This is a genomic window from Mesorhizobium sp. ArgA1, from assembly GCF_053714375.1.
In genome coordinates this window covers 1-21,726 of the sequence record NZ_JBSKBQ010000001.1, presented here as the reverse complement: position 1 = coordinate 21,726, position 21,726 = coordinate 1, and the positions used below count along the sequence as shown (strand labels likewise).

At 62.8% G+C, this 21,726-nt stretch carries 23 protein-coding genes and 1 pseudogene; 14 read left to right on the top strand and 10 right to left on the bottom strand.

Translation table 11 applies throughout. The features are described 5' to 3' along the window. Positions 1–2 precede the first annotated feature (2 nt). On the top strand, positions 3–377 hold the full coding sequence (locus tag ACWGTI_RS00120; RefSeq protein WP_454585235.1) for a hypothetical protein: 375 nt from the start codon (positions 3–5) through the stop codon (positions 375–377). A 23-nt stretch (positions 378–400) separates the two neighbouring features. Here the strand turns inward: ACWGTI_RS00120 and ACWGTI_RS00115 are convergent, their stop codons facing one another. Further along, positions 401–805: a cupin domain-containing protein gene (locus ACWGTI_RS00115; RefSeq protein WP_454585234.1), complete on the bottom strand. Its 405-nt coding sequence runs from the start codon at positions 803–805 to the stop codon at positions 401–403. A 116-nt stretch (positions 806–921) separates the two neighbouring features. On the opposite strand from ACWGTI_RS00115, the gene ACWGTI_RS00110 reads away from it, so the two are divergent. Genes ACWGTI_RS00110 through ACWGTI_RS00095 form a run of 4 tightly spaced genes read left to right on the top strand, consistent with a single transcriptional unit; the run spans position 922 to position 4,766 of the window. Further along, positions 922–1,713: an ABC transporter ATP-binding protein gene (locus ACWGTI_RS00110; RefSeq protein WP_454585233.1), complete on the top strand. Its 792-nt coding sequence runs from the start codon at positions 922–924 to the stop codon at positions 1,711–1,713. 13 nt (positions 1,714–1,726) lie between these two features. Next, positions 1,727–2,605, top strand: coding sequence for an ABC transporter permease (locus tag ACWGTI_RS00105; RefSeq protein ID WP_454585232.1), 879 nt, complete (start codon positions 1,727–1,729; stop codon positions 2,603–2,605). Continuing rightward, complete coding sequence (locus ACWGTI_RS00100) at positions 2,602–3,756, top strand: ABC transporter permease (protein ID WP_454585231.1); 1,155 nt, start codon at positions 2,602–2,604, stop codon at positions 3,754–3,756. The genes ACWGTI_RS00105 and ACWGTI_RS00100 overlap by 4 nt, the downstream gene beginning before the upstream one ends. Before the next feature lie 38 nt (positions 3,757–3,794). Further along, positions 3,795–4,766, top strand: coding sequence for an ABC transporter substrate-binding protein (locus ACWGTI_RS00095; protein ID WP_454574846.1), 972 nt, complete (start codon positions 3,795–3,797; stop codon positions 4,764–4,766). Positions 4,767–4,813: 47 nt separating this feature from the next. Here the strand turns inward: ACWGTI_RS00095 and ACWGTI_RS00090 are convergent, their stop codons facing one another. After that, complete coding sequence (locus ACWGTI_RS00090) at positions 4,814–5,272, bottom strand: Lrp/AsnC family transcriptional regulator (protein WP_454585230.1); 459 nt, start codon at positions 5,270–5,272, stop codon at positions 4,814–4,816. A 123-nt stretch (positions 5,273–5,395) separates the two neighbouring features. On the opposite strand from ACWGTI_RS00090, the gene ACWGTI_RS00085 reads away from it, so the two are divergent. Together ACWGTI_RS00085 and ACWGTI_RS00080 are read left to right on the top strand one after the other, a co-directional pair. Continuing rightward, positions 5,396–6,679, top strand: a complete 1,284-nt coding sequence (locus ACWGTI_RS00085) for a cystathionine gamma-synthase family protein (RefSeq protein WP_454585229.1) — start codon at positions 5,396–5,398, stop codon at positions 6,677–6,679. A gap of 165 nt (positions 6,680–6,844) precedes the next feature. Continuing rightward, entirely contained in the window at positions 6,845–7,282 is a 438-nt protein-coding gene (locus tag ACWGTI_RS00080) for a CHRD domain-containing protein (protein ID WP_454585228.1), read from the top strand. 44 nt (positions 7,283–7,326) lie between these two features. Here ACWGTI_RS00080 and ACWGTI_RS00075 read toward each other — a convergent pair whose 3' ends face one another. The 3 genes from ACWGTI_RS00075 to ACWGTI_RS00065 all read right to left on the bottom strand — a co-directional run bounded on the left by ACWGTI_RS00075 (position 7,327) and on the right by ACWGTI_RS00065 (position 11,162). Further along, positions 7,327–8,976 carry a thiamine pyrophosphate-binding protein gene (locus ACWGTI_RS00075; protein WP_454585227.1) on the bottom strand — a complete coding sequence of 550 codons (1,650 nt, stop codon included), beginning with the start codon at positions 8,974–8,976 and terminating at the stop codon, positions 7,327–7,329. Further along, on the bottom strand, positions 8,973–10,148 hold the full coding sequence (locus tag ACWGTI_RS00070) for a CaiB/BaiF CoA transferase family protein (protein ID WP_454585226.1): 1,176 nt from the start codon (positions 10,146–10,148) through the stop codon (positions 8,973–8,975). Before ACWGTI_RS00070 ends, ACWGTI_RS00075 begins: the two co-directional genes overlap by 4 nt. Before the next feature lie 81 nt (positions 10,149–10,229). After that, complete coding sequence (locus tag ACWGTI_RS00065) at positions 10,230–11,162, bottom strand: alpha/beta fold hydrolase (RefSeq protein ID WP_454585225.1); 933 nt, start codon at positions 11,160–11,162, stop codon at positions 10,230–10,232. A gap of 171 nt (positions 11,163–11,333) precedes the next feature. Here ACWGTI_RS00065 and ACWGTI_RS00060 point away from each other — a divergent pair, with 171 nt between their 5' ends. From ACWGTI_RS00060 to ACWGTI_RS00040, 5 genes are all read left to right on the top strand, one after another. After that, positions 11,334–12,341: a ribonuclease T2 family protein gene (locus tag ACWGTI_RS00060; RefSeq protein ID WP_454585224.1), complete on the top strand. Its 1,008-nt coding sequence runs from the start codon at positions 11,334–11,336 to the stop codon at positions 12,339–12,341. A gap of 64 nt (positions 12,342–12,405) precedes the next feature. Further along, complete coding sequence (locus ACWGTI_RS00055) at positions 12,406–13,023, top strand: hypothetical protein (protein ID WP_454585223.1); 618 nt, start codon at positions 12,406–12,408, stop codon at positions 13,021–13,023. A 251-nt stretch (positions 13,024–13,274) separates the two neighbouring features. After that, a complete protein-coding gene (gene ettA / locus ACWGTI_RS00050) occupies positions 13,275–14,924 on the top strand; it encodes an energy-dependent translational throttle protein EttA (protein ID WP_454585222.1) in 1,650 nt (549 codons plus the stop codon). 46 nt (positions 14,925–14,970) lie between these two features. Next, entirely contained in the window at positions 14,971–15,741 is a 771-nt protein-coding gene (gene tam / locus ACWGTI_RS00045; protein ID WP_454585221.1) for a trans-aconitate 2-methyltransferase, read from the top strand. A 128-nt stretch (positions 15,742–15,869) separates the two neighbouring features. Beyond that, positions 15,870–16,991 (top strand): beta-ketoacyl-ACP synthase III, encoded by a 1,122-nt coding sequence (locus ACWGTI_RS00040; protein ID WP_454586447.1) that lies wholly within the window; start codon positions 15,870–15,872, stop codon positions 16,989–16,991. Here ACWGTI_RS00040 and ACWGTI_RS00035 read toward each other — a convergent pair whose 3' ends face one another. From ACWGTI_RS00035 to ACWGTI_RS00025, 3 genes are all read right to left on the bottom strand, one after another. Beyond that, a complete protein-coding gene (locus ACWGTI_RS00035; protein ID WP_454585220.1) occupies positions 16,992–17,558 on the bottom strand; it encodes a methyltransferase family protein in 567 nt (188 codons plus the stop codon). Between the two features lie 109 nt (positions 17,559–17,667). Beyond that, the gene (locus ACWGTI_RS00030) at positions 17,668–18,060 is read right to left on the bottom strand and encodes a VOC family protein (RefSeq protein WP_454585219.1); all 393 of its coding nucleotides are present in this window, start codon (positions 18,058–18,060) and stop codon (positions 17,668–17,670) included. Between the two features lie 32 nt (positions 18,061–18,092). Next, the gene (locus tag ACWGTI_RS00025; RefSeq protein ID WP_454585218.1) at positions 18,093–18,515 is read right to left on the bottom strand and encodes a hypothetical protein; all 423 of its coding nucleotides are present in this window, start codon (positions 18,513–18,515) and stop codon (positions 18,093–18,095) included. 112 nt (positions 18,516–18,627) lie between these two features. Here ACWGTI_RS00025 and ACWGTI_RS00020 point away from each other — a divergent pair, with 112 nt between their 5' ends. Both ACWGTI_RS00020 and ACWGTI_RS00015 read left to right on the top strand, forming a co-directional pair. Beyond that, the gene (locus tag ACWGTI_RS00020) at positions 18,628–19,299 is read left to right on the top strand and encodes a TetR/AcrR family transcriptional regulator (protein WP_454585217.1); all 672 of its coding nucleotides are present in this window, start codon (positions 18,628–18,630) and stop codon (positions 19,297–19,299) included. Further along, complete coding sequence (locus tag ACWGTI_RS00015) at positions 19,253–19,891, top strand: MOSC domain-containing protein (protein ID WP_454585216.1); 639 nt, start codon at positions 19,253–19,255, stop codon at positions 19,889–19,891. The genes ACWGTI_RS00020 and ACWGTI_RS00015 overlap by 47 nt, the downstream gene beginning before the upstream one ends. A gap of 121 nt (positions 19,892–20,012) precedes the next feature. On the opposite strand, the gene ACWGTI_RS00010 is transcribed toward ACWGTI_RS00015, so the two are convergent. Both ACWGTI_RS00010 and ACWGTI_RS00005 read right to left on the bottom strand, forming a co-directional pair. After that, positions 20,013–20,855, bottom strand: coding sequence for an SDR family oxidoreductase (locus ACWGTI_RS00010; RefSeq protein WP_454585215.1), 843 nt, complete (start codon positions 20,853–20,855; stop codon positions 20,013–20,015). Between the two features lie 147 nt (positions 20,856–21,002). Further along, positions 21,003–21,349, bottom strand: a pseudogene (locus ACWGTI_RS00005) (aminotransferase class IV); the annotation flags it as partial. Positions 21,350–21,726: the final 377 nt, after the last annotated feature.

Genomic DNA, 21,726 nt, shown 5'->3' with positions numbered 1-21,726 from the left:
GCATGGGTGGTTTTGGTCTGTCTGTTGCGATGCTTGTCGTTCTGGCCGGTCAGGCTTCGGCGGCGGGCATCGACCTGTCGAAGCCCTATGGTGACAAATATGGCTGCATCAACCGAAACGGCCAGGAAGTCGCCGCCGATCAGATGCTGCTTTTGACCGACGAGGCATTGGTCACCGCCGCCAGTGCCAGCACGTTCACGCAGAAGCAGGTGCAGGCCGACGGTTCGCTGGTGGCGACGGCAACATGTGAGGCAGAAGGCGAAGACGGACAGGAGCCGACCAAGTTCACCATCAAGCGCAGCGCCAAGAACGCAAAGACGCTGACGATCACAGACGAGGACGGCAATGTGATGGGCGAAGTCTCGCGGTGCAAATGACGGCGAGTGCCTACCCCTTCGGATTAGGCGACCAGCGCATCCAGTTCCGGCAGCAGGACGACGCTTTCCTGTTCGTTGGGATCGGTGCGGGCGATGACGGCCGAAGAGGGTGCGTTGCTCAGGTTGGCCGGCAGATGCGGCACGCCGGCAGGGATGTAGAAGAGGTCGCCGGCCTTGACGACGATGTGGTGTTCGAGGCGGTCGCCATACCAGGTGTGGACCTCGCCGGAGAGCACATAGATCGCCGTCTCATGGCTTTCATGCAGATGCGCCTTGGCGCGGGCGCCGGGCGGCATGGTGAGCACATGCATGCAGATTCCGGAAGAACCGACCGACTCGGCGGCGATGCCGGCGAAATAGGTCAATCCCTGCTTGCCTTCATAAGTGCTTTGAGGACGGATAAGGTGACAGGTGGGTTTGGGCGACATCGGCAAGGCTCCGGGCGTCGATTGATTGGGATTGGACGAGTGGAAAACAACATCAACGCAAATGCAACGGCATTTCATCCTGCGCGCCAGAGGCTGCGAGAGGCAGGCTGCAGCCAATGACGGGAACCTCGCCAGCCGTTGTTTCGGCAAGCAAACTCGGCCTCACCTTCCAGACCAATGACGGTCCAGTACAGGCGCTCTCCAATGTCGACCTCACCATCGGCAAGGGTGAATTCGTCTCCTTCATCGGCCCGTCCGGCTGCGGCAAGACCACCTTGCTGCGCGTCATCGCCGATCTGGAGAAGCCGACTTCGGGCACCATCTCGGTCAACGGCATGACGCCGGAACAGGCGCGCGAGAAACGCGCCTATGGCTATGTCTTCCAAGCAGCCGCCCTTTTCCCGTGGCGCACCATCGAGCGCAATGTGGCGCTGCCGCTGGAGATCATCGGCCTCTCCAAGGCCGAGCAGGCCGAGCGCATCAAGCGCACGATGGAACTCGTCAACCTCTCGGGATTCGAGAAGAAATACCCCTGGCAGCTTTCCGGCGGCATGCAGCAGCGCGCCTCGATCGCTCGCGCTCTCGCCTTCGACGCCGACCTGCTTTTGATGGACGAGCCGTTCGGAGCGCTGGACGAGATCGTGCGCGATCACCTCAATAAGCAATTGCTGGAATTGTGGGGACGCACCAACAAGACCATCTGCTTCGTCACCCACTCCATTCCCGAGGCCGTTTATCTTTCGACGCGCATCGTCGTCATGTCGCCACGCCCGGGCCGCGTCACCGATGTCATCGAATCGACGCTGCCCAGAGAGCGGCCGCTTCACATCCGCGAGACGCCGGAATTCCTGGCGATCGCAGCGCGCGTCCGCGATGGTCTGCACGCGGGGCACAGCTATGAAGATTGAGGCGGTGCGCTAGATGGACAGCTTCCGCGACAAGCTTGTTCCGGTGACATCGATCCTCGCTGGATTGATCGTGCTCTGGTACATCTTCGCCGCCATCCTCAACGCGCCTTTCCAGCGCGATCTCGACACCCGTGCCAACGAAACCCCCGGCACCGTCGAATTCATCGGCAAGACGCTGTCGCAACCGAAGCCGACGCTGCCGGCGCCGCACCAGGTGGCGGTCAATTTCTTCGAGAACACGTTTCTGCGGCCCATCACCTCGACCCGCAGCCTCGTCTACAACGCCTGGGTGACGCTGTCGTCGACGCTGCTCGGCTTTGCCTTCGGCACCGCGTTAGGCATCATCATTGCGGTTGGCATCGTCCATGTGGCGACGCTCGACCGCAGCCTGATGCCGTGGATCATCGCCTCGCAGACCATCCCGATCCTGGCGGTGGCGCCGATGATCATCGTCGTGCTGGGGGCAATCGGCATCAGCGGCCTGATCCCGAAGGCGATGATCTCGACCTATCTGTCGTTCTTCCCCGTGACGGTGGGCATGGTGAAAGGCCTGCGCTCGCCCGAACTTATGCATCTTGACCTGATGCATACCTACAATGCCAGTGTCTCGCAGACCTTCTGGAAGCTCCGCGTGCCGGCCTCGGTGCCGTTCCTGTTCACCTCGATGAAGGTGGCGGTGGCGGCGAGCCTGGTGGGCGCCATTGTCGGCGAGCTGCCGACCGGTGCCGTCGCCGGTATCGGCGCCAAACTGCTCGCCGGCGCCTATTACAGCCAGTCCATCGACATATGGTCCGCGCTGGTTGCCGGCTCGGTGGTGGCGGCGCTACTGGTCATGGTGGTCGGCATAGCCGGGCGCCTCGTCGACCGCGCAATGGGCGGGAGGCCGGCATGAACTTGCTGAAGCCATCCTGGCAAGCGATGCTGGCCATTCTCCTGTGTCTTGTCGCTCTGGCACTCGGCGCGATGTCGAAGCCGGAAGCGGCAGCCCTTGCAAATCCAATGGCCAGCTTCGACTACCCTTATTTCGGAATAAAAACCCCGATGATCGGCCTGGCGTTGCTGGCGGGGCTGATCTCGATGCTCAGGATTTCGTCGCTGGCGGAGGCCGTGGTGCTGTTTGTCGGCGCCCATCTCGTCGCCTGGATGCTGATCTCGGGCATTACCGGTTTCGAAGGCACGGCATTGGCGCCGTATTTCCTGCTGCTCACGGCTGCCTGGCTGCTTGCCTGGCGCTGCGTGGCGGTGCTGTCGGGGCTGCGCCCGATGGCAAAAGGGGCCCGAATGGCGCTGCGCCTGATCATCCCGGCGATCTTCGGTGCCTGGATCCTGATCATCTGGGAAGCGGTGACGCGCGGGGCCGGCATCCCCTTCATCCTTTTGCCGCCGCCAAGTGCCATCGGCGCGCGCATCGCCAGTTCACTGCCGGTGCTCGGCGCCGATGTCCGCCAGACCATCTTCAAGGCGGTGATCTTCGGCTATGTCGTCGGCAGCGGCGCGGGTTTTCTGGTAGCGATTGCGGCCGATCGCGTGCCGTTCCTGCGCCGCGGGCTTTTGCCGATCGGCAACATGGTCTCGGCGCTGCCGATCATCGGCGTGGCGCCGATCATGGTGATGTGGTTCGGCTTCGACTGGCCGTCCAAGGCGGCGGTGGTCATCATCATGACCTTCTTCCCGATGCTGGTGAACACGGTCGCCGGCCTTGCCGCCTCGGGCCATATGGAGCGCGACCTGATGCGCACCTATGCGTCAGGCTATTGGCCGACGCTGTTGAAGCTCAGGCTGCCGGCAGCGGCGCCCTTCATCTTCAACGCGCTGAAGATCAATTCGACACTGGCGCTGATCGGCGCCATCGTCGCCGAATTCTTCGGCACTCCGGTCGTCGGCATGGGCTTCCGCATCTCGACCGAGGTCGGGCGGATGAACATCGACATGGTCTGGGCCGAAATCGCAGTTGCAGCACTGGCGGGTTCGGTCTTTTATGGCGTGGTCGCTCTCATCGAGAGAGCTGTCACGTTTTGGCATCCCTCTGTCCGTGGTGGATAGGGCGGTGGGTTTGGGTGTTAACTTCAGAGGGTAAAAACATGAAAAGACTGATCATTCCTGTTCTCGCCGGCGCGATGTCGCTGGCCGCGTTCCAGGCCATGGCCGCCGACAAGGTGACGTTGCAGCTGAAATGGGTCACGCAGGCCCAGTTTGCCGGCTATTATGTCGCCAAGGCCAAGGGTTTCTATGAGGCCGAAGGCCTCGACGTCGACATCAAGCCGGGCGGTCCCGACATTGCACCGGAGCAGGTGATTGCCGGCGGCGGTGCCGATGTCATCGTCGACTGGATGGGCGGCGCGCTGGCCGCCCGCGAAAAGGGCGTGCCGCTGGTCAACATTGCCCAGCCGTTCAAGAAGGCGGGTATGGAGTTGGTCTGCCCGAAGGATGGCCCGATCAAGACCGAAGCCGACTTCAAGGGCCATACGCTCGGCGTCTGGTTTTTCGGCAACGAATATCCGTTCTACGCCTGGATGAACAAGCTTGGCCTGAAGACCGAGGGGGGGCCGGACGGCGTCACCGTTCTGAAGCAGAGCTTCGACGTGCAGCCGCTGATCCAGAAGCAGGCCGACTGCATTTCGGTCATGACCTACAACGAGTACTGGCAGCTGATCGACGCCGGCTACAAGCCGGAACAGCTGACCGTGTTCAACTACTCGGCGATGGGCAACGACCTGCTCGAGGACGGGCTCTATGCCTCGGAAGATAAGCTCAAGGACCCGGCCTTCGAAGACAAGATGGTGCGTTTCGTGCGCGCCTCGATGAAGGGCTGGAAATACGCCGTCGACAACAATGACGAGGCCGCAGGCATCGTCATGGACGCCGGCGGCCAGGACGAGAACCACCAGAAGCGGATGATGAGCGAAGTCGCCAAGCTGATCGACAATGCCGACGGCAAGCTCGATCCGGCGACCTATGAGCGCACCGCCAAGGCGCTGCTCGACCAGAAGATCATCACCAAGGCGCCGGAAGGCGCCTACACAACGGCGATCACCGACAAGGCGATCAAATAGCCTGGTTCGATAATTTCGAACTCGAGAGCGGCGCCTTCGACCAAGTGTCAAAGGCGCCGTTCCTTTATGGTGTTCATGACGAAGCTGGTTTCGATCGAGGCGACGCATTTCAGCCGCGCGATCTTTTCCTTGATGAAGCGCTCGTACTGTTCGAGGCTGCCGGTCACCACCTTCAGCACATAGTCGCGCGACCCGGTGACGAGGTGGCATTCCAGCACCTCTTCCCAGCCGCGGATAGCGTCCTCGAACATGACGATCTCGTCCTCGTTCTGGCGGCTGAGCCGGACGGTGGCGATGGCGACCATGTTCCAGCCGAAGGCGGCCGGATCGACCAGTGTCGTGTACCCTCTGATAATGCCGGCTTCCTCCAGCCGCCGCACCCGCCTCAGGCAAGGCGAAGGCGACAGGCCGATGCGTTCGGCAAGCTCGTTGTTGGTGATGCGGGCGTCGGCCTGCAGTTCGCGCAGGATTTTAAGGTCAAAATCATCGGCTATCTTCTGCTGCACTTTTATCGTCTCTCGGCAATTTGTTGCTCACATGCATTCATGTGAAGCCGAAAATAGCAAGGACTGCGCGATGGGGATCGCATAAATTGCCCCGCGAGGCTCCTCCAGAACGCAGGAAAAACCATGACCGCGCCGCGCCCATCGAAAACCCACATCGGCAACCACAAGCTCCATCCCGAGACGCTGATGCTGAGCTATGGCTTCGATCCGCAGCTGTCGGAAGGCGCCGTCAAGCCGCCGGTGTTCCTGACCTCGACCTTCGTGTTCAAGTCGGCGGAAGAGGGGCGCGATTTCTTCGACTACACCTCCGGCCGCAAGGAGCCGCCGAGCGGCAGGGCGTCCGGTCTGGTCTATTCGCGCTTCAACCATCCCAACTCAGAGATCGTCGAGGACCGGCTGGCGGTCTATGAGGGAACCGACGCCTGCATCCTGTTTTCGTCGGGCATGTCGGCGATCGCCACCACGCTGCTTGCCTATGCCCGTCCGGGCGATGTCATCTTGCATTCGCAGCCGCTTTACGGCGGCACCGAGACGCTTTTGACGCGCACGCTGTCCGGCTTCGGCATCGGCGCTGTCGGCTTTGCCGATGGCGTCGACGAGAAGGCGATGCGGGCGGCTGCCGATGCTGCCGTAGCGAAGGGGCGCGTCTCGGTTATCCTTATCGAAACCCCGTCAAATCCGACCAACAGCCTGGTCGACATCGCGCTGATCAGGAAGATCGCCGACGAAATAGGCTCTAGCCAAGGGTCGACGCCGATCATCATCTGCGACAACACGCTGCTCGGCCCGGTGTTCCAGCGGCCGATCGAGCATGGCGCTGATGTCTCGGTCTATTCGCTGACCAAATATGTCGGCGGCCATTCCGACCTGATCGCCGGTGCAGCCATGGGCAGCAAGGCGGTGACCAAGCCGATCAAGGCGCTGCGGGGCGCCATCGGCACGCAGCTCGACCCGCATTCCTGCTGGATGCTCGGCCGCTCGCTGGAGACGCTGTCGATCCGCATGGAGCGCGCCAACGACAATGCTCGCCTGGTCGCCGAATTCCTGCGTGATCATGCCAAGGTCGAGAAGGTGCATTACCTGCCGTTCGTCGGCCAGGACACAGCCGCCGGCCGCGCCTACAAGGCACAGTGCAGCGGCGCCGGCTCGACCTTCTCCTTCGACATCAAAGGTGGAGAAAAGGCGGCCTTTGCCTTTCTCAACGGGCTGCAGATCTTTAAACTGGCGGTGAGCCTCGGCGGCACGGAATCACTCGCCAGCCACCCGGCGGCGATGACCCATTCCGGCATCCCCTTCGACGTGCGCCAACGCATCGGCGTGCTGGAGACCACGGTCAGGCTGTCCATCGGCGTCGAGCACCCGGACGATTTGATCGCCGACCTGACGCAGGCGCTGGCCGGCGCCTGATTGTTGGCTTAACGGAAAGTCAAAAGGAGGCGGGTGGACCGTCCCCTTTTCATCCGGCCGGTAACATCTGCGTGTGCCGGGATACATTGCCTCGTTCAGCCGTTGCAGGGAAGCATCCGTGCGCCGGGGAGCCGTACGGGATGCTGCAATCAACGGAGGTTCTTCATGCGCATCCTATCGTTGCCGATGCTTTCGGCGCTCGCCGTTTCGACCGCCTTCCTGCTCGCATCGCCGGCCATGGCCGATGTTGTGAAGTACAAGGCGACTCTCGATGGCGGTCAGCAGAACCCACCTGTCACCACCAAGGGCAAGGGGACCGCAACATTCACCTTCGACACCGCCAAGAAGAAGCTCAGCTGGAACGTCAAATATTCCGACCTCAGCGGGCCTGCGACGGCCGCCCACATTCACGGCCCGGCCGCGATGGGCGAAAATGCCGGGCCTGTGATCCCGTTCAAGAAGCTCAAGAGCCCGATCAAGGGTTCGGAGTCGTTGACCGACGCGCAGGCTGCCCATCTGGAGGCCGGCAAATACTACGTTAACGTCCACACCGCCGCCAACAAGGACGGCGAAATCCGCGGCCAGATCGAAGCTGTGAAGTAGCGTAACCAGGCCGACAAAAGGGGCGGTCGGCCGCCCCTTTTTCGTCAGGCCTTGTCGCGGATCTGCGTCATCGTCCTTGTCGGCGTGATCGCCTCGGGGTCGAGCCTGATCTCGACGATCGCCGGCTTGCCGCTGGCCCGCGCGCGTTCGAAGGCGGGCGCGAAATCGGTCGTCTTCTCCACGGTCTCGCCATGGCCGCCATAGGCGCGGGCAAGGGCGGCAAAGTCGGGGTTCTTCAGATCTGTGGCGACGACGCGGCCGGGATAGTCGCGCTCCTGATGCATCCTTATGGTGCCGTAAATGCCGTTGTTGACGACGATGACGATGATCGGCAGGTCATACTGGACGGCGGTCGCAAATTCCTGGCCGTTCATCAGGAAGCAGCCGTCTCCGGCAAAGGCGATCACGGTGCGGTCCGGATAGAGAGTCTTGGCCGCGACCGCGGCCGGGGTGCCGTAGCCCATCGAGCCGGAGGTCGGCGCGCCTTGCGTGGCAAAGCGGCGGAAGCGGTGGAAGCGATGGACCCAGGTGGCGTAGTTGCCGGCGCCGTTGGTCAGAATGGCGTCGTCGGGCAGCATCTTTTCCAGGTAATTCATGATCGGTCCCATCTGGACCGGGCCAGGGCCGCTTTCCGGCGGCGTCGACCAGTCGAGATAGGCCGCGTGCAACTTGGCTGTCTCATCGGCCCAGGCTGGCGCGGAGGCCGGCTTGCGCTTGGCAAAGGCTTCGACGAAGGCAGATGGTGAAGCATTGATTGCCAGCGTCGGCCGGTAGACGCGGCCGAGTTCACCGGCATCGGCATGGACATGCACCAGCGTCTGGTCGGGATAGGGGCTCTTCAGCAGCGTGTAGTCGGAAGAGGGCATCTCGCCCATGCGGCCGCCGATCAGCAGCATCAGGTCGGCCTGCCCGATCGCCGTCGCCAGCTTCGGGTTGATGCCGATGCCGACATCGCCGGCATAGTTCGGGTGGAGATGATCGAACAGCATCTGGCGGCGGAAGGAACAGCCGACCGGCAGCGACCAGGCTTCGGCGATCGCACGCATGCGTGCCACTGCTTCCTCGTCCCAGCGAGTGCCGCCCAGGATGACGAAAGGACGCCTGGCTTTGCCGAGCAGTTTCTCCAGCGCGTCGAGTTCGGCTTCGCCGGGGCGGGTTTCGACAGGTGTGTGCGGCAAGGCCGCGGGCGCTTCGACGACGCTGGTCAGCATGTCCTCGGGCAGCGAGATGACGACGGGACCGGGACGGCCTGAGGTTGCCACCGCAAAGGCTCGGGTGACGAATTCGGGGATGCGCGCGGCATCATCGATCTCGACCACCCATTTGGCGATGTCGCCGAAGAACCGCTTGTAATCCACCTCCTGGAACGCCTCGCGCTCCTTGGCGTGGCTGGCGACCTGACCGATGAACAGGATCACGGGGACCGAATCCTGCATAGCGATGTGAATGCCGGCCGATGCGTTGGTGGCGCCGGGGCCGCGGGTGACGAAACAGATGCCGGGCTTGCCGGTCAGCCGCCCCTGGCAATCGGCCATCATCGCAGCACCGCCTTCCTGGCGGCAGACGATGGTACGGATCGGCGAGTCATGCAGCGCGTCAAGCACCGCGAGATAGGATTCGCCCGGCACGCAAAAGATGCGATCGGTGCCGTTCGCTTCCAGCGCGTCGACGATCAGTTGTCCGCCGGTCTTCATTTCGCTGATCTCTCCAGTTCGGCAAGGATTTCTTCGGTGTGTTCGCCAAGGCGCGGCGAGGGGCGCTCATAGACCAGCGGCGTGCCGGACATCACCATCGGCGCGCGCACCGACGGCAGACGATTGCCGTGGCCGTCGTCAAGGTCGAGGCGCATGCCGCGCGCGATGGTCTGCGGATCGGCAAACATCTGGCCGATATTGTTGATCGGGCTCGCCGGCACGCTTGCCGCTTCGAGCTTCGCCAGCAGCGGATCGCGATCCCAGTTCTTCAACGTTTCGATCATATGCTCGCGCAATTTCGCCCGGTTGGCGACACGGGCCGGGTTGGTGGCGAAATCGGGATTCGCTGGGAGATGGTCGAGACCAACAGCGGCACAGAATTTGCCGAACTGGCCGTCATTGCCGACCGCCAGGATGATGTGGCCGTCCCTGACCGGCACGACCTCATAAGGGGCGATGTTCATATGCGCATTGCCCATCTGCACCGGCGACTTGCCGGAGACGAGGTAGTTGAGGTTCTGGTTGCCGAGCGCCGAGATCTGGGTGTCGAACAGCGCCATGTCGATATGCTGGCCTTCGCCGGTCTTTTCGGCATGGCGAAGCGCTGCCTGGATGGCGATCACCGAATAGAGGCCGGTGAAAATGTCCGAGATGGCAACGCCGGCCTTTTGCGGCTCGCGTCCGGCCTCGCCGGTGATCGACATCATGCCGGCCATGGCCTGGATGATGAAATCATAGCCCGCGCGTGGCGCATAGGGCCCGTCCTGACCGAAGCCGGTGATCGAGCAATAGACAAGGCGCGGGTTGATCGCCTTCAGGCTCTCGAAGTCAAGGCCATACTTCTTCAGGCCGCCGAGCTTGAAGTTTTCGATCAGTACGTCGGCCGTGGCGACCAGCCGGCGCACTGTCTCCGCTCCTTCGGGCGTCGAGAAATCAACCGCGATGGAACGCTTGCCGCGATTGCAGGAATGGTAATAGGCGGCCGACAGGTTTTCGCCGTCATGACTCATGACGAAGGGCGGGCCCCATTTGCGGGTGTCGTCGCCGCCATCGGGGCTCTCGACCTTGATGACATCGGCGCCGAGATCGGCCAGCAATTGTCCTGCCCATGGGCCGGCCAAGATGCGGGCAAGTTCGACGACGCGGACGCCTTTCAGCGGAGGTTCAGCCATAAATCACCAGAAACGGGTCGGAACCGCAGCCTCTATCAATCCGGGATGCCGCTGTCACGGGCCTTGCGCTGGGCCAAGCTTTCATCCCTTCAGGATGCCGTCGGCCCAGGCGGCGAAATCGTCCATAATGAGGTCGCGGTTCACTTCGTTCAGGCTTTCGTGGCGTGTGTCGGCGTAAACCTTTGAAACCAGATTCGAAAAGTCCATTGCACGCATGCGTTTGGCGAGATGGTCAATGCCCTTGCCATAGTCGGAAGCGGGGTCCTTCTCGCCGCCGACGATGCTGACAGGAAGATCGCGCCTTATGCCGGCAAAGCCGGAATCCTTGCCGCCGTTCTGCGCCATCTCCACGACATCGCGCCACATCGAGATCGAGGCGTCCCAGCCGCATAGCGGATCGGCGATGTATTTGGCCACTTCCGCTTCGTCGCGCGACAGCCAGTCGAACAGCGTCTTGTGGTTGGGCACCGCCTTGCCCCAGGCCTGGAAGGTCAGCCGGGGCAAGATGCGCGAGGGGACGTCGGAGCCTAGCCTGAATCGCTCATAAGCCAGGATGGCTAGCGCAAGCTGACCAAGCAGACCTTGCGAGAAATTGCCGTTCCAGATCGCGGCGGCGTGCACCCGTGGCGAGTGCGCCAGGAGGTAATTGAGCGCCACCGATGCGCCCATCGAATGGCCGAACAGGATGACCGGCAGGCCGGGCTGCTCCTTTGCGATCAAATCGTGCACTGCGTCGATATCTGCGATCACCTTGGCAGGGCCGCCTGTGCCGGCGAACCTGCCCAGCGGGGCATCGGGCGCCTTGGTCGCGCCGTGGCCGCGATGGTCGTGGACGTAGACATGAAAGCCTCTCGGCGACAGGTAATCGGCGAAGCGGGCATAGCGCGCGGCATGCTCGGCCAGGCCGTGGTTGATCTGGACGACCGCGCGCGGGCTGCCCGCGGCGTGCTTCACGTAAAGGTTGAGCGCCGCCCCGGTCGGTGAGGCCAGCGTCGTCCGCTTGTCAAATGCCATGTCTCGCTCCCTCAGCGACTGTTGGGCGACGGCGGGAGCGACGTCAAGGGGAGGTCGGGAAGCGCCAAGCCGCACCTTGTGGACATTGTTTTTTGCGGCCGGCGAAAGAAATCGTAATTCTGACATGTCGCACGTTTCTAGCTTGCGCTATGACACGCTAGGAGTGCTGGAATGCGGATATCGGCAATAGTGGCTGCGGTGTTTGTTGCGCTGGCCGGCGCGGGCATGGCGCGAGCCGACGTGAAGATGAGCGGCTCCTTCGTAGCCGATGCCGCATGTCCGGCAACGCAGGCGATCAAGAGCGGCAAGAACCCGGGCAATGTTTCGACAACGGCCGGACAGAGCTACGACCTCCTGGCCGGCAACAAGGATACGCCGACGCATTACCTCATCCGCGTTCCCGGCGCCGATCCGGAGCGTCGCTGGGTCAAGATCAGCTGTGGCCATGTCACCGGCGGCAGCGCGTCGGCCCAGCCGGCCGCACCAGCCGATCAGGGCAAACCTGCGGCTTCGGGAAAGCCTGAATATGTCTTTGCGCTGAGCTGGCAGCCGGCCTTCTGCGAAACCAAGTCGAGCAAGCCCGAATGCCAGGCGCAGACGGCGGGCGGTTTCGACGCGTCGCATTTCACCTTGCACGGTCTGTGGCCGCAGCCGAACGGCAATTTCTATTGCCAGGTGCCGGCGAGCGACAAGGCCAATGACAATCCGGCTCATTGGGCAGACCTGCCGCCGGTCGATCTCGATGCCAACACGCGCGCCGAGCTCGACCAGGTGATGCCGGGCACGGCGTCGAAGCTCGAACGGCATGAGTGGATCAAGCACGGCACCTGCTACGGCAAGAGCCAGCAGGAGTATTTTGCCGAGGCGTTGAACCTGATGCGGGCGGTGAATGCCTCGCCGGTGCGCGAGCTTTTCACCAAGAATGTGGGCAAGCAGCTGACCTCGGACCAGATCCGCAACGCCTTCGACAGCGCCTTCGGCGCCGGGGCCGGCGCGCGGGTGCGCGTGTCCTGCCTGGTCGATCCGTCAAGCGGCAGGCGGCTGATCGGCGAGCTCACGCTCGGCCTGACCGGCCCGATCGGCCCCGACAGTTCGCTGGGCAATCTGATGCTCGCCTCGGCGCCGACGACCAAGGCCGGCTGCCCGAAGGGCTCGGTCGATGCGGCCGGGTTCCAGTAGGATTTCCGTCTGTCGCCTCGCAGCGACGCGGTGATAAGGACGCATTTCATTCGCGGGGGTGGCGATGAGCGGCATGACATCGGGCGCACTGGCGCGGCTGGCTTTCTGGGCCAGGGGAATGATCGCAATTCAGGACGGCCGCATGGAATGGCCGGGCTTTTCCTATACCGATGCCGAGTGGGCGCGCATGCGCGTGCTCGCCGCGCCGATCGGGGCAGGCCGCTACCAACTGTTCACCTGGGTCAATGCCGCGATCTTCATCGCCATCGCCGCGCTCGGCATCGTCTGTGTCTTCCTGCCGCTGGCAACCCTCTTGTTTCCAGTGCCGGCCGAGACCAGCGCGCTGAAATTCTCAGCTCTGCTGGCGGCATGCGCTTTCCTCATCATCGGACTTGGCCTGCCAATCTCAATGCGCCTGTCCAGCGCGCTCATGGCCTCCAAGGACATGCGCGCCGGCCTTGTCACCGAGGCCGGCGACGATGCGCTGGCGGCGAAAGTGTCCTGGCAGGTCAACCGCATCATGCTGGTCATGTGCGGCCTGCTGGTGCCGGGCATCCTGCTGTTCATCGCGTACGATATCGATGCCGGTCCGATCATCACCACGCTGAAATGGCTGGCGATCGCAGTGATGGGCGTTTCGGTTGCGGTCGGCGCGTTGCAGCAGCGCAAGCGGAGCCAATAGGCGCCAGTGCTTCAGCCGCTTATGCCGCGTCCGCGGTGTGAGTGTCCGCGCGGCCTGCGATCGATCCTGTTTTGACGCTGAAGAGTTAACCGGCGATTTCAGCGCGCCCTGCGACCGGCGGAAAACTTAACGTGCGGTGTACGCCCGGCTTGAAATGGCAAAAGCGATTGCCGTTCGGCCCGGCATCGCCTACATAGCGCCCAACCTCCATTCAATCCGACATTTTCGGTCAACTGTCAGGGAAAGCGCGCGTGGCTCGCCAGTTCATCTATCACATGTCCGGCCTGTCCAAGGCCTATGGCACCAAGAAGGTGCTCGATAACGTTCATCTGTCATTCTATCCGGATGCCAAGATCGGCATTCTCGGGCCTAACGGCTCGGGTAAGTCGACCATCCTGCGCATCATGGCCGGGCTCGACAAGGAGTTCCAGGGCGAGGCCTGGCTGGCCGAGGGTGCTACTGTCGGCTATCTCGCGCAGGAGCCGCATCTCGACCCGAACAAGACCGTGATGGAAAACGTCATGGAAGGCGTCGCCCGGAAGACCGCCATCATCGAGCGCTACAACGAACTGATGATGAACTATTCCGACGAGACGGCGGACGAGTCCGGCAAGCTCCAGGATGAGATGGACCGGTTGAACCTGTGGGATCTCGAACAGCAGGTCGAGATGGCGATGGACGCGCTGCAGTGCCCGCCAGGCGATTCCGAAGTGACCAACCTGTCGGGCGGCGAGCGCCGCCGCGTCGCGCTTTGCCAGCTGCTGCTGCGCCAGCCCGACCTTCTACTGCTCGACGAACCGACCAACCATCTCGACGCCGAGACGACGGCGTGGCTGGAAAAGCACCTTCGCGACTATCCTGGCTCGGTGCTGATCATCACCCACGACCGCTACTTCCTCGACAATGTCACCGGCTGGATCCTCGAACTCGATCGCGGCCGCGGCATTCCTTACGAGGGCAACTACACCAAATATCTCGACGCCAAGGCCAAGCGCCTGATCCAGGAAGGCCGCGAGGACGACGCCCGCCAGAAGTCGATCTGGCGTGAGCGCGAGTGGATCCAGTCCTCGCCCAAGGCACGCCAGACCAAGTCCAAGGCGCGTATCAAAGCGTACGAGGAATTGGTCGAGCAGTCGCAGAACCGCAAGCCGACCGACACGCAGATCGTCATCCCGTCGAGCGAGCGTCTCGGCAATGTCGTCATCGAGGTCGAGGGGCTCAACAAGGGCTTTGGCGACGAGCTTCTGATCGAGAACCTGTCGTTCAGGCTGCCGCCCGGCGGCATTGTCGGCGTCATCGGCCCGAACGGCGCCGGCAAGACGACGCTGTTCAAGACCTTTACCGGCCAGGAAAAGCCGGATGCGGGAACGGTGCGCATCGGCGAGACGGTCAAACTCGGCTATGTCGACCAGAGCCGCGACGCGCTCGATGGGAACAAGACGGTGTGGGAAGAGATTTCAGGCGGCGCTGAGATCATCAAGCTCGGCAAGCACGAGGTCAACAGCCGCGCCTATTGCTCGTCCTTCAACTTCCGTGGCGGCGACCAGCAGCAGAAGGTCGGCAATCTGTCGGGCGGCCAGCGCAACCGCGTGCATTTGGCCAAGATGCTGAAGGGTGGCGGCAATGTGCTGCTGCTCGACGAACCGACCAACGACCTCGACACCGAAACGCTGGGCGCGCTGGAAGACGCGCTCGAAGCCTATGCCGGCTGCGCTGTCATCATCAGCCACGACCGCATGTTCCTCGACCGCATGGCCACCCACATGCTGGCCTTCGAGGGCGACGCGCATGTCGAATGGTTCGAAGGCAATTTCGAGGAATATGAGAAGGACAAGCTGCGGCGCCTGGGTGCGGAAGCAGCGGCGCCTCACCGCATGACCCACAAGCGTCTGACGCGGTAAGGGATACAGCGGGCGGCGGGTTCTCAAAGCGATATGAGGAGCTCAAATGGCTGATTGGTCCGCCGCCCAATATCTGAAGTTCGAGGATGAGCGCACGCGCCCGGCGCGTGATCTCGTCGCGCAGGTGCCGGTGGATTTCCCGCGCCGGGTGGTCGACATCGGCTGCGGGCCGGGCAACTCGACCGAGTTGCTGGTCGAGCGCTGGCCGGATGCCGAGGTCAGTGGCTTCGACACTTCGCCCGACATGATCGAAAAGGCGCGGGCGCGCCTGCCCAGCGTCAACTTCGACCTTGCGGATGCCTCGACATGGCAGCCGGCCGAGCCGGTCAACGTCATCTTCGCCAATGCGGTGTTCCAGTGGCTGCCCACCCATCCGGCTGTCTTCCAGCGGCTGATGGGCTTTCTCGCGCCCGGCGGCGCGCTGGCTGTCCAGATGCCCGACAATCTGCTTGAACCCTCGCATCAGCTGATGCGCAAGACCGCGGCCGAGATGCCGTTCACTGCCAAGATGGCGGGGGCTGCGCGCGGACCATTGCCGCCAGCATCGTTCTACTATGATCTGTTGTCGCCGCTCTCCGACCGGGTGGATATCTGGCATACGGCCTACAATCATCCGCTTGATGACGCCGAGGCGATCGTCGAATGGGTGAAGTCGACCGGGTTGAAGCCCTTTCTCGATCCGCTGGACACGGACGAGCGCAAGATTTTCCTCGGCAGCTACACCGCCAAGATAAAACAGGCCTATCCGAAGACCGCGAACGGCAAGGTGCTGCTGCGCTTCCCCCGCATCTTCATCGTCGCCAAGCGGGCCAGTTAATACTTTGGCGAACGCCGCCAATGCCATGGCTTAAGCCGGCGTAAACCGGCCGGGTGAGAAAAGTGTTGCGCCAAGCCTTTTCGTCGCCCACATGAGAACGACAACGCCTGCGCATGGACGGACTGGATATGCATCGCGTCATCATCAGCGGCATCGGCGTTGAAATCCCTGAAGCCAAGATCACCAATGAAGAACTGGTCGCCAGCTTCAATGCCTGGGTCGATGCTGAGAATGCGCGACGCGAGGTTTCGGGCGAGCCGCTGCTGCAGAAATCCGACAGCGCCTTCATCGTGCACGCCTCGGGCGTCCAGACCCGTCATGTCATCGAGCGGGAAGGCATTCTCGATCCGACCCGGATGGCGCCGCGCATCCCGGCGCGGCCCGACGATGCGCTGTCGCTGCAGGCCGAGTTCGGCGTCGCCTCGGCGAAAAAGGCGCTCGACCATGCCGGCCTGAAGCCGTCCGACATCGACATGGTGATCTGCTCGGCCTCGCACCAGCAGCGGCCCTATCCGGCAATCGCCATCGAAATGCAGGAGGCGCTGGGCACCAAGGGCGCCGGTTTCGACATGGGCCTTGGTTGTTCGTCGGCGGCCGCCGCTCTGCACATCGCGGTCAATCTGGTGCGCACGGGCGCGCACAAGCGGGTGCTGGTAGTTACCCCGGAGATCATCACCGGTCATCTCAATTTCCGCGACCGGCAGACGCATTTCATCTTCGGCGACGCGTCCGTGGCAATGGTGGTCGAGGGTTTGGCCAAGGGCGAGAAGCGGCCGGGGCGCTTCGAGGTGCTGGACACGCGCACATGGACGCAGATGTCGAACAATATCCGCACCAATCTGGGCTACCACACCCGCACCGCCCAGGACGATCCCTACATGATCAACCTCGAGGGCAATCTGATCAAACAGGTCGGCAACAAGGTGTTCAAGGAAGTCACCGTCGCCGGCCACAAATTCATTGTCGAGTTCCTGGCCGAGCACGGGCTGACGCCGCAAGCCGTCCGGCGCTTCTGGCTGCATCAGGCCAATGCGCGGATGAACGCCATGATCCTGAAGCTGGCTTTCGGGCATGAGGTCGACCACGACCGTGCGCCAATGGTGCTGGAGCGGCTCGGCAACACCGCCGGCGCCGGCGCCATCATCGCGCTGTCGGAAAACCACGCTGACATGAAGCCTGGCGATTTCGGCGTGCTGTGCGCGTTTGGCGCCGGGTATTCGATTGGTGGCGCGCTGTTGCGGATGTTGTAATCAAGCTGGCGCGAACGGTACCAGCATCGGCACCCGTCGAGTATAATCGTCATAGGCGCTACCCAGTTCGCCGCGCAGAAAGCGCTCCTCAAGCCTTGCCTTGACGACGATGCCGATGGTGAGAAAGGCCGCGCCGGCGATGCCCCAGACCGTGCCTTTGGCCGCCATGGTGGCCAGGATCGCCAAGAGCAGTCCGGTATAGATTGGATGGCGGACCATTCCGTAGGGGCCGGTATCGACGACACGATGTTCGGCCTTGGCCGTCACCGAAGCCGACCAGAGACGGCCGAGATGAAGCCGCGCCCACCAGGCGAACAAAAGGCCAATGGCGATGAGCCCCGCGCAGATCCACGCTTCGGCAAGGGTCGGAAACCAGAACCTCAGCCGGCCGGCATAGCCATGCGCGGGAATGAACAACAGCACCGCGCCGAGCAACCACAAAGCGCGATAGCGCAGCTCCGCCTGGATGCCGGCGCGCTTTTGCGCCGGGTCGGACCAGAAGGCGGCTAGAAACCAGGACACGACCCAGATCAGCCAGAGCAATGTGATTGCCGTCCCGGGACGCATGGGAGATCTCCACAGACTTGTTTCATCATGAAGCCGGTGCAGCACGGCGGCATTGCGGCGCAATGCGCAACTGGTTCCCTTTTTCAGGTAAGAAGATCGTGATCCGCGCTCATTGGCCGGAAAACATCCACTGCACGCCAAAGGCGTCGACCAGCATGCCGAAACTGGTTCCCCAATATTGCCGCGCCAAAGGCACGGTGATCCGGCCGCCGGCGGCCATGCGGTCGAAAAGCTCGCGCATTTTGGCCGGGTCGTCGAACTCCAGCATTAAAGCGGAGCCTTTCATCGGCTCCGCATCATCATTGTCGGAGGCGTGAAACAGCGCGCCCGGACCTTCGAAGCGCGCGTGCAGCACCTTTCCGCGCATGGCTTCGGTGCGCACCGGCATGCTGTTGCCACCCCAGCGCAGCAGGATGGTTGCCCGGCCAAGACCGCATTGTTCGTAGAAGGCCAGTGCCGGTTCGCAATTGGTGGTGAAGAACAGCGAAGGGGAGAGCCGCATCGGTTCGTTCGTGTTCGATGGCGTTTGCCGTATCACTGCGCCGCCGCAGTAGCGGCAGCGATGAGGGATTCACCCGTATACTGCCTGTCGCCGATACCCCAGCCGCCGTCGGGCGCGTTGACGATGTTGATCCAGGTGTTTTCGGGCCTGTGACCGGGCACGCAGAGCTCGGCAACTGCAGCGGCGGCAGCGGCAATGAAGGCCTTGCGGGCATCGACAGACGAAAGCCCGATGTTGGGCAGTTTCAACTCGACCATGACGACAGGTCGATTGGCGCCGCCGGCGTAGATGTGGTGCGGCGGAAGGATGTGGACCGTGCCACCGACAATCTCAGCGAAGAACGCATTGCCGGTGGTGCCTGAGGCTTCGATGAGGGCGGCGCTGAGACGCGGCAGGATTTCGCGCTCTCCCGCCGGTGTCAGTACGCCTTGCGGCGCGGTCACGGTGATGGGCATTTTTCTCTCCTCTCCTGGTATCGCATGGCGCTGCAGTTGCTGCTTGCCATGTTTCGTATCGATTGTTACGTTATGCGGAGAAGCTGAGTCAATAGGTTTCGTACCGATCGCTATGGATAATTTGGAAAAGCCGCGCGGCGGTCGGCCACGCGCCTTCGACCCCGACCGGGCACTGGATGCGGCGATGCATCTGTTCTGGGAGCATGGCTATGAGGCGACGTCGCTCACCATGCTGCGCGCGGCGATGGGGCTGACGCCGCCGCAGATCTACAACGCCTTCACCGACAAGGAGACTTTGTTCCGCAAGGCGCTTGAGCGCTACCACCAGACCGAGATCGGCTTTGCGCTGGAAGCGCTGAGCGCCCCGGTTTCGACGGGGGAGGCGATCCGGCGGTTGCTGCTCGGGGCGGCGGAGGCCTATTCCAGGCCAGGCAAGCCCGGCGGCTGCCTGTTCGTCAGCGGCGCGCTGGCAGCCTCGCCGCAGGCGCAGGCCATTGCCGATGAGCTCAAGACCTATCGCAAGGCGAGCGAAGCGGCGATCGCGGGACGGCTGGCGCAGGGCAAGGCAAAAGGTGACTTGCCGGAAGGAATTTCCGTCGAGGGTTTCGCCAAATACCTGGCCGGCACCATGAACGGCATGTCGATCCAGGCGCGGGACGGCGCTTCGGTGGAAGAGCTGCGCGCTTTGGCCGAGACCGCTCTTGCGGCCTTGCCGCTCGAGAGGCAAAACCACGGGCATGATTCAGAGACAGAACGCCACGCCGGATCTCTTCCCCGAGGCTGAGAGGCCGGTCGAAATCATTCCTGCCAAGAAGCTTTCCGCCAAAGTGGCGGCGCTCTACGTCGCGCCGTCAGATCATTTCCAGACGCGCCTGGTGGAAGAGTTGCGGCTCGGTTTCGACGGTATCGACGGCGACTTCCACGCCGGCGCCACGCGCCGTTCCGGCGGGCGCGAACCCTGGTATCTGCGTGGCACCGAAATGCGCAACGAAAGGCAGATATCGATCGTGGCGGCGGACGAACTCGCCATCGTCGCCGAACGGATGGGCCTCGCCGAAATCAAGCCGGAATGGATCGGCGCCAATCTGCTGATGGAAGGCGTGCCGCATCTGTCGATGCTGCCGTCAGGCACGCTGTTGTTCTTCAGGGATGGGGTGACGATCAAGGTCGATGCGCAGAACGGACCGTGCCGCCTTGCCGGACGTTCGATTGCCGAAAATGCCGGGATGGCCGATCGCGAGGCCGGCGCGCTGGCCTTCCCCAAGGCGGCGAAGCGGCTGCGCGGCCTGGTTGCCTGGGTCGAGAAACCGGGATGTATTACTACAGGGGACGAGATTTCGGTGCGCGTGCCCGAGCAGTGGATTTATCGGGCCTAAGTATCGCTGAGGGCAGGAGCTGCGCCGCCAAGGCGACGCAGCCCGATCTAAATTCTTTGGTTTTGCGCAATTCCGGACGGAAAACCGTTACACACTTTTCCTGGAATTGCGCTAGACGCGTTCAAGCTGCCTTGCGGTTCTTCTTCGCGCCCTGCGCTTCGACCGAAACGTGGTCCCACTTTTCCCAAAGCGCGATGCGGTTGGCGTATTCCTGCTTGATCATTGGCAGGCCGCCGTCGCCGAAGAACACGCGCAGCGGCGGCTCCGCGGCATCGACGATTTCGAGCATCGCCGGTCCGGTGGCCTCGGGGTCACCGGCCACGGCGCGGCTTCGGCGCTCGGCCATTGCGGCACGGGCAGGTGCGTAGGCCTCGATCGGCTTGGAGACCTTGGCCGAGGCGCCGGACCAGTCGGTGGAGAAGCCGCCCGGCTCGACCAGCGTGACGTGGATGCCGAACTCGGCAACTTCCAGGCTAAGCGACTGGCTGAAGGCTTCGAGCGCCCATTTCGAGGCGTGGTAGAGGCCGAGCGAGGCAAAAGCGTTGACGCCGCCGATCGACGAGATCTGGATTATGTGGCCCGAGCGCTGCGACCGCATGATCGGCAACGCGGCCTGGGTGACCCAGAGCGCGCCGAAGACATTGGTCTCGATCTGGTCGCGGGCTTCCTGTTCACTGACTTCCTCGATGGCGCCGAAATGGCCATAGCCGGCATTGTTGATGACGACGTCGAGCCGGCCAAAACGCTTGTGCGCCTCGGCGATTGCTGCATTGACGGCCTTCTTGTCGGTGACGTCGAGCTTTATTGCGGCGATGTTGTCGCCATATTCGGCGACGAGATCGGCGAGGGTGCCGGCGTCACGCGCGGTCGCGGCGACACGGTCGCCACGAGCGAGCGCTGCCTCGGCCCAGACGCGGCCAAAACCCTTCGACGATCCGGTGATGAACCAAACCTTTGATGTCATGATGTTGAATCCTTGCCCATGCGGGCCGTGAATTGGGGATGGAAACGGAGGCTTCTCCGTTTGTGCCATATACGGTGCATCCCGCGATTTTCCAGAGGCGAGGGAGATTCTTTTTGAGGCTGCCGGTTAAGCAACAGGCTCGGTTGGTCAGGGATAGCGCACCGGGATCGCCCAGGCCGGGTCGTCATGCTTTTGCCGTAGCGCGCCATCAGCCGACTGGTGATCGCGCCTATCTTACCGTCGGCGACAGGAGCGCCGTCGATCACCGTCACCGGCATGATGCCGCCGGCTGTGGAGGTGATGAAGACTTCATCGGCTCCCTTCAGCGCGGCGACGCTGACATCAGCCGGGGCGGCGGCAAGGCCGGCTTCGGCGCAAAGATCGAACACGGTTCGCCGGGTGATGCCGGGCAGAACGCCGATGGCCGGCGTCGACAGTTGGCCAGCCTTGACGCAGAACACGTTGAAGCCGGGGCCTTCGGCGACATTGCCGTCTGGAAATGACATTTTGTAATCTCCCCTTATCCCCACACGGGCTGTAATAGTGCTGTATCTGTAGGCGGACTGTCGAATCCCGAGGCACTGTGATGCGACTTACAGAGCGGCCAGCCAAAGGTCGTTAACCATGGCGCAAAGGTCTGAAGCGCGGAACAGGCTGGAACAACAGCGGACTCTAAAGGTTGGTTCTGCGCCGGGTCTCCAACGCCCCGGGCCAACTGCGCCTGCCGCTGCCGTGAATGGAGCGGCAGGCTTCTTCGACCGGCGGCCTTTGGTGACCCAAATGGGGTCAGTTATTTTGGCACCGCAATTGCATAGAGAAGATATGGTTGGGGGTGGGTGAGGGTCCGCCACTTCATCGCGAACGACGGAAC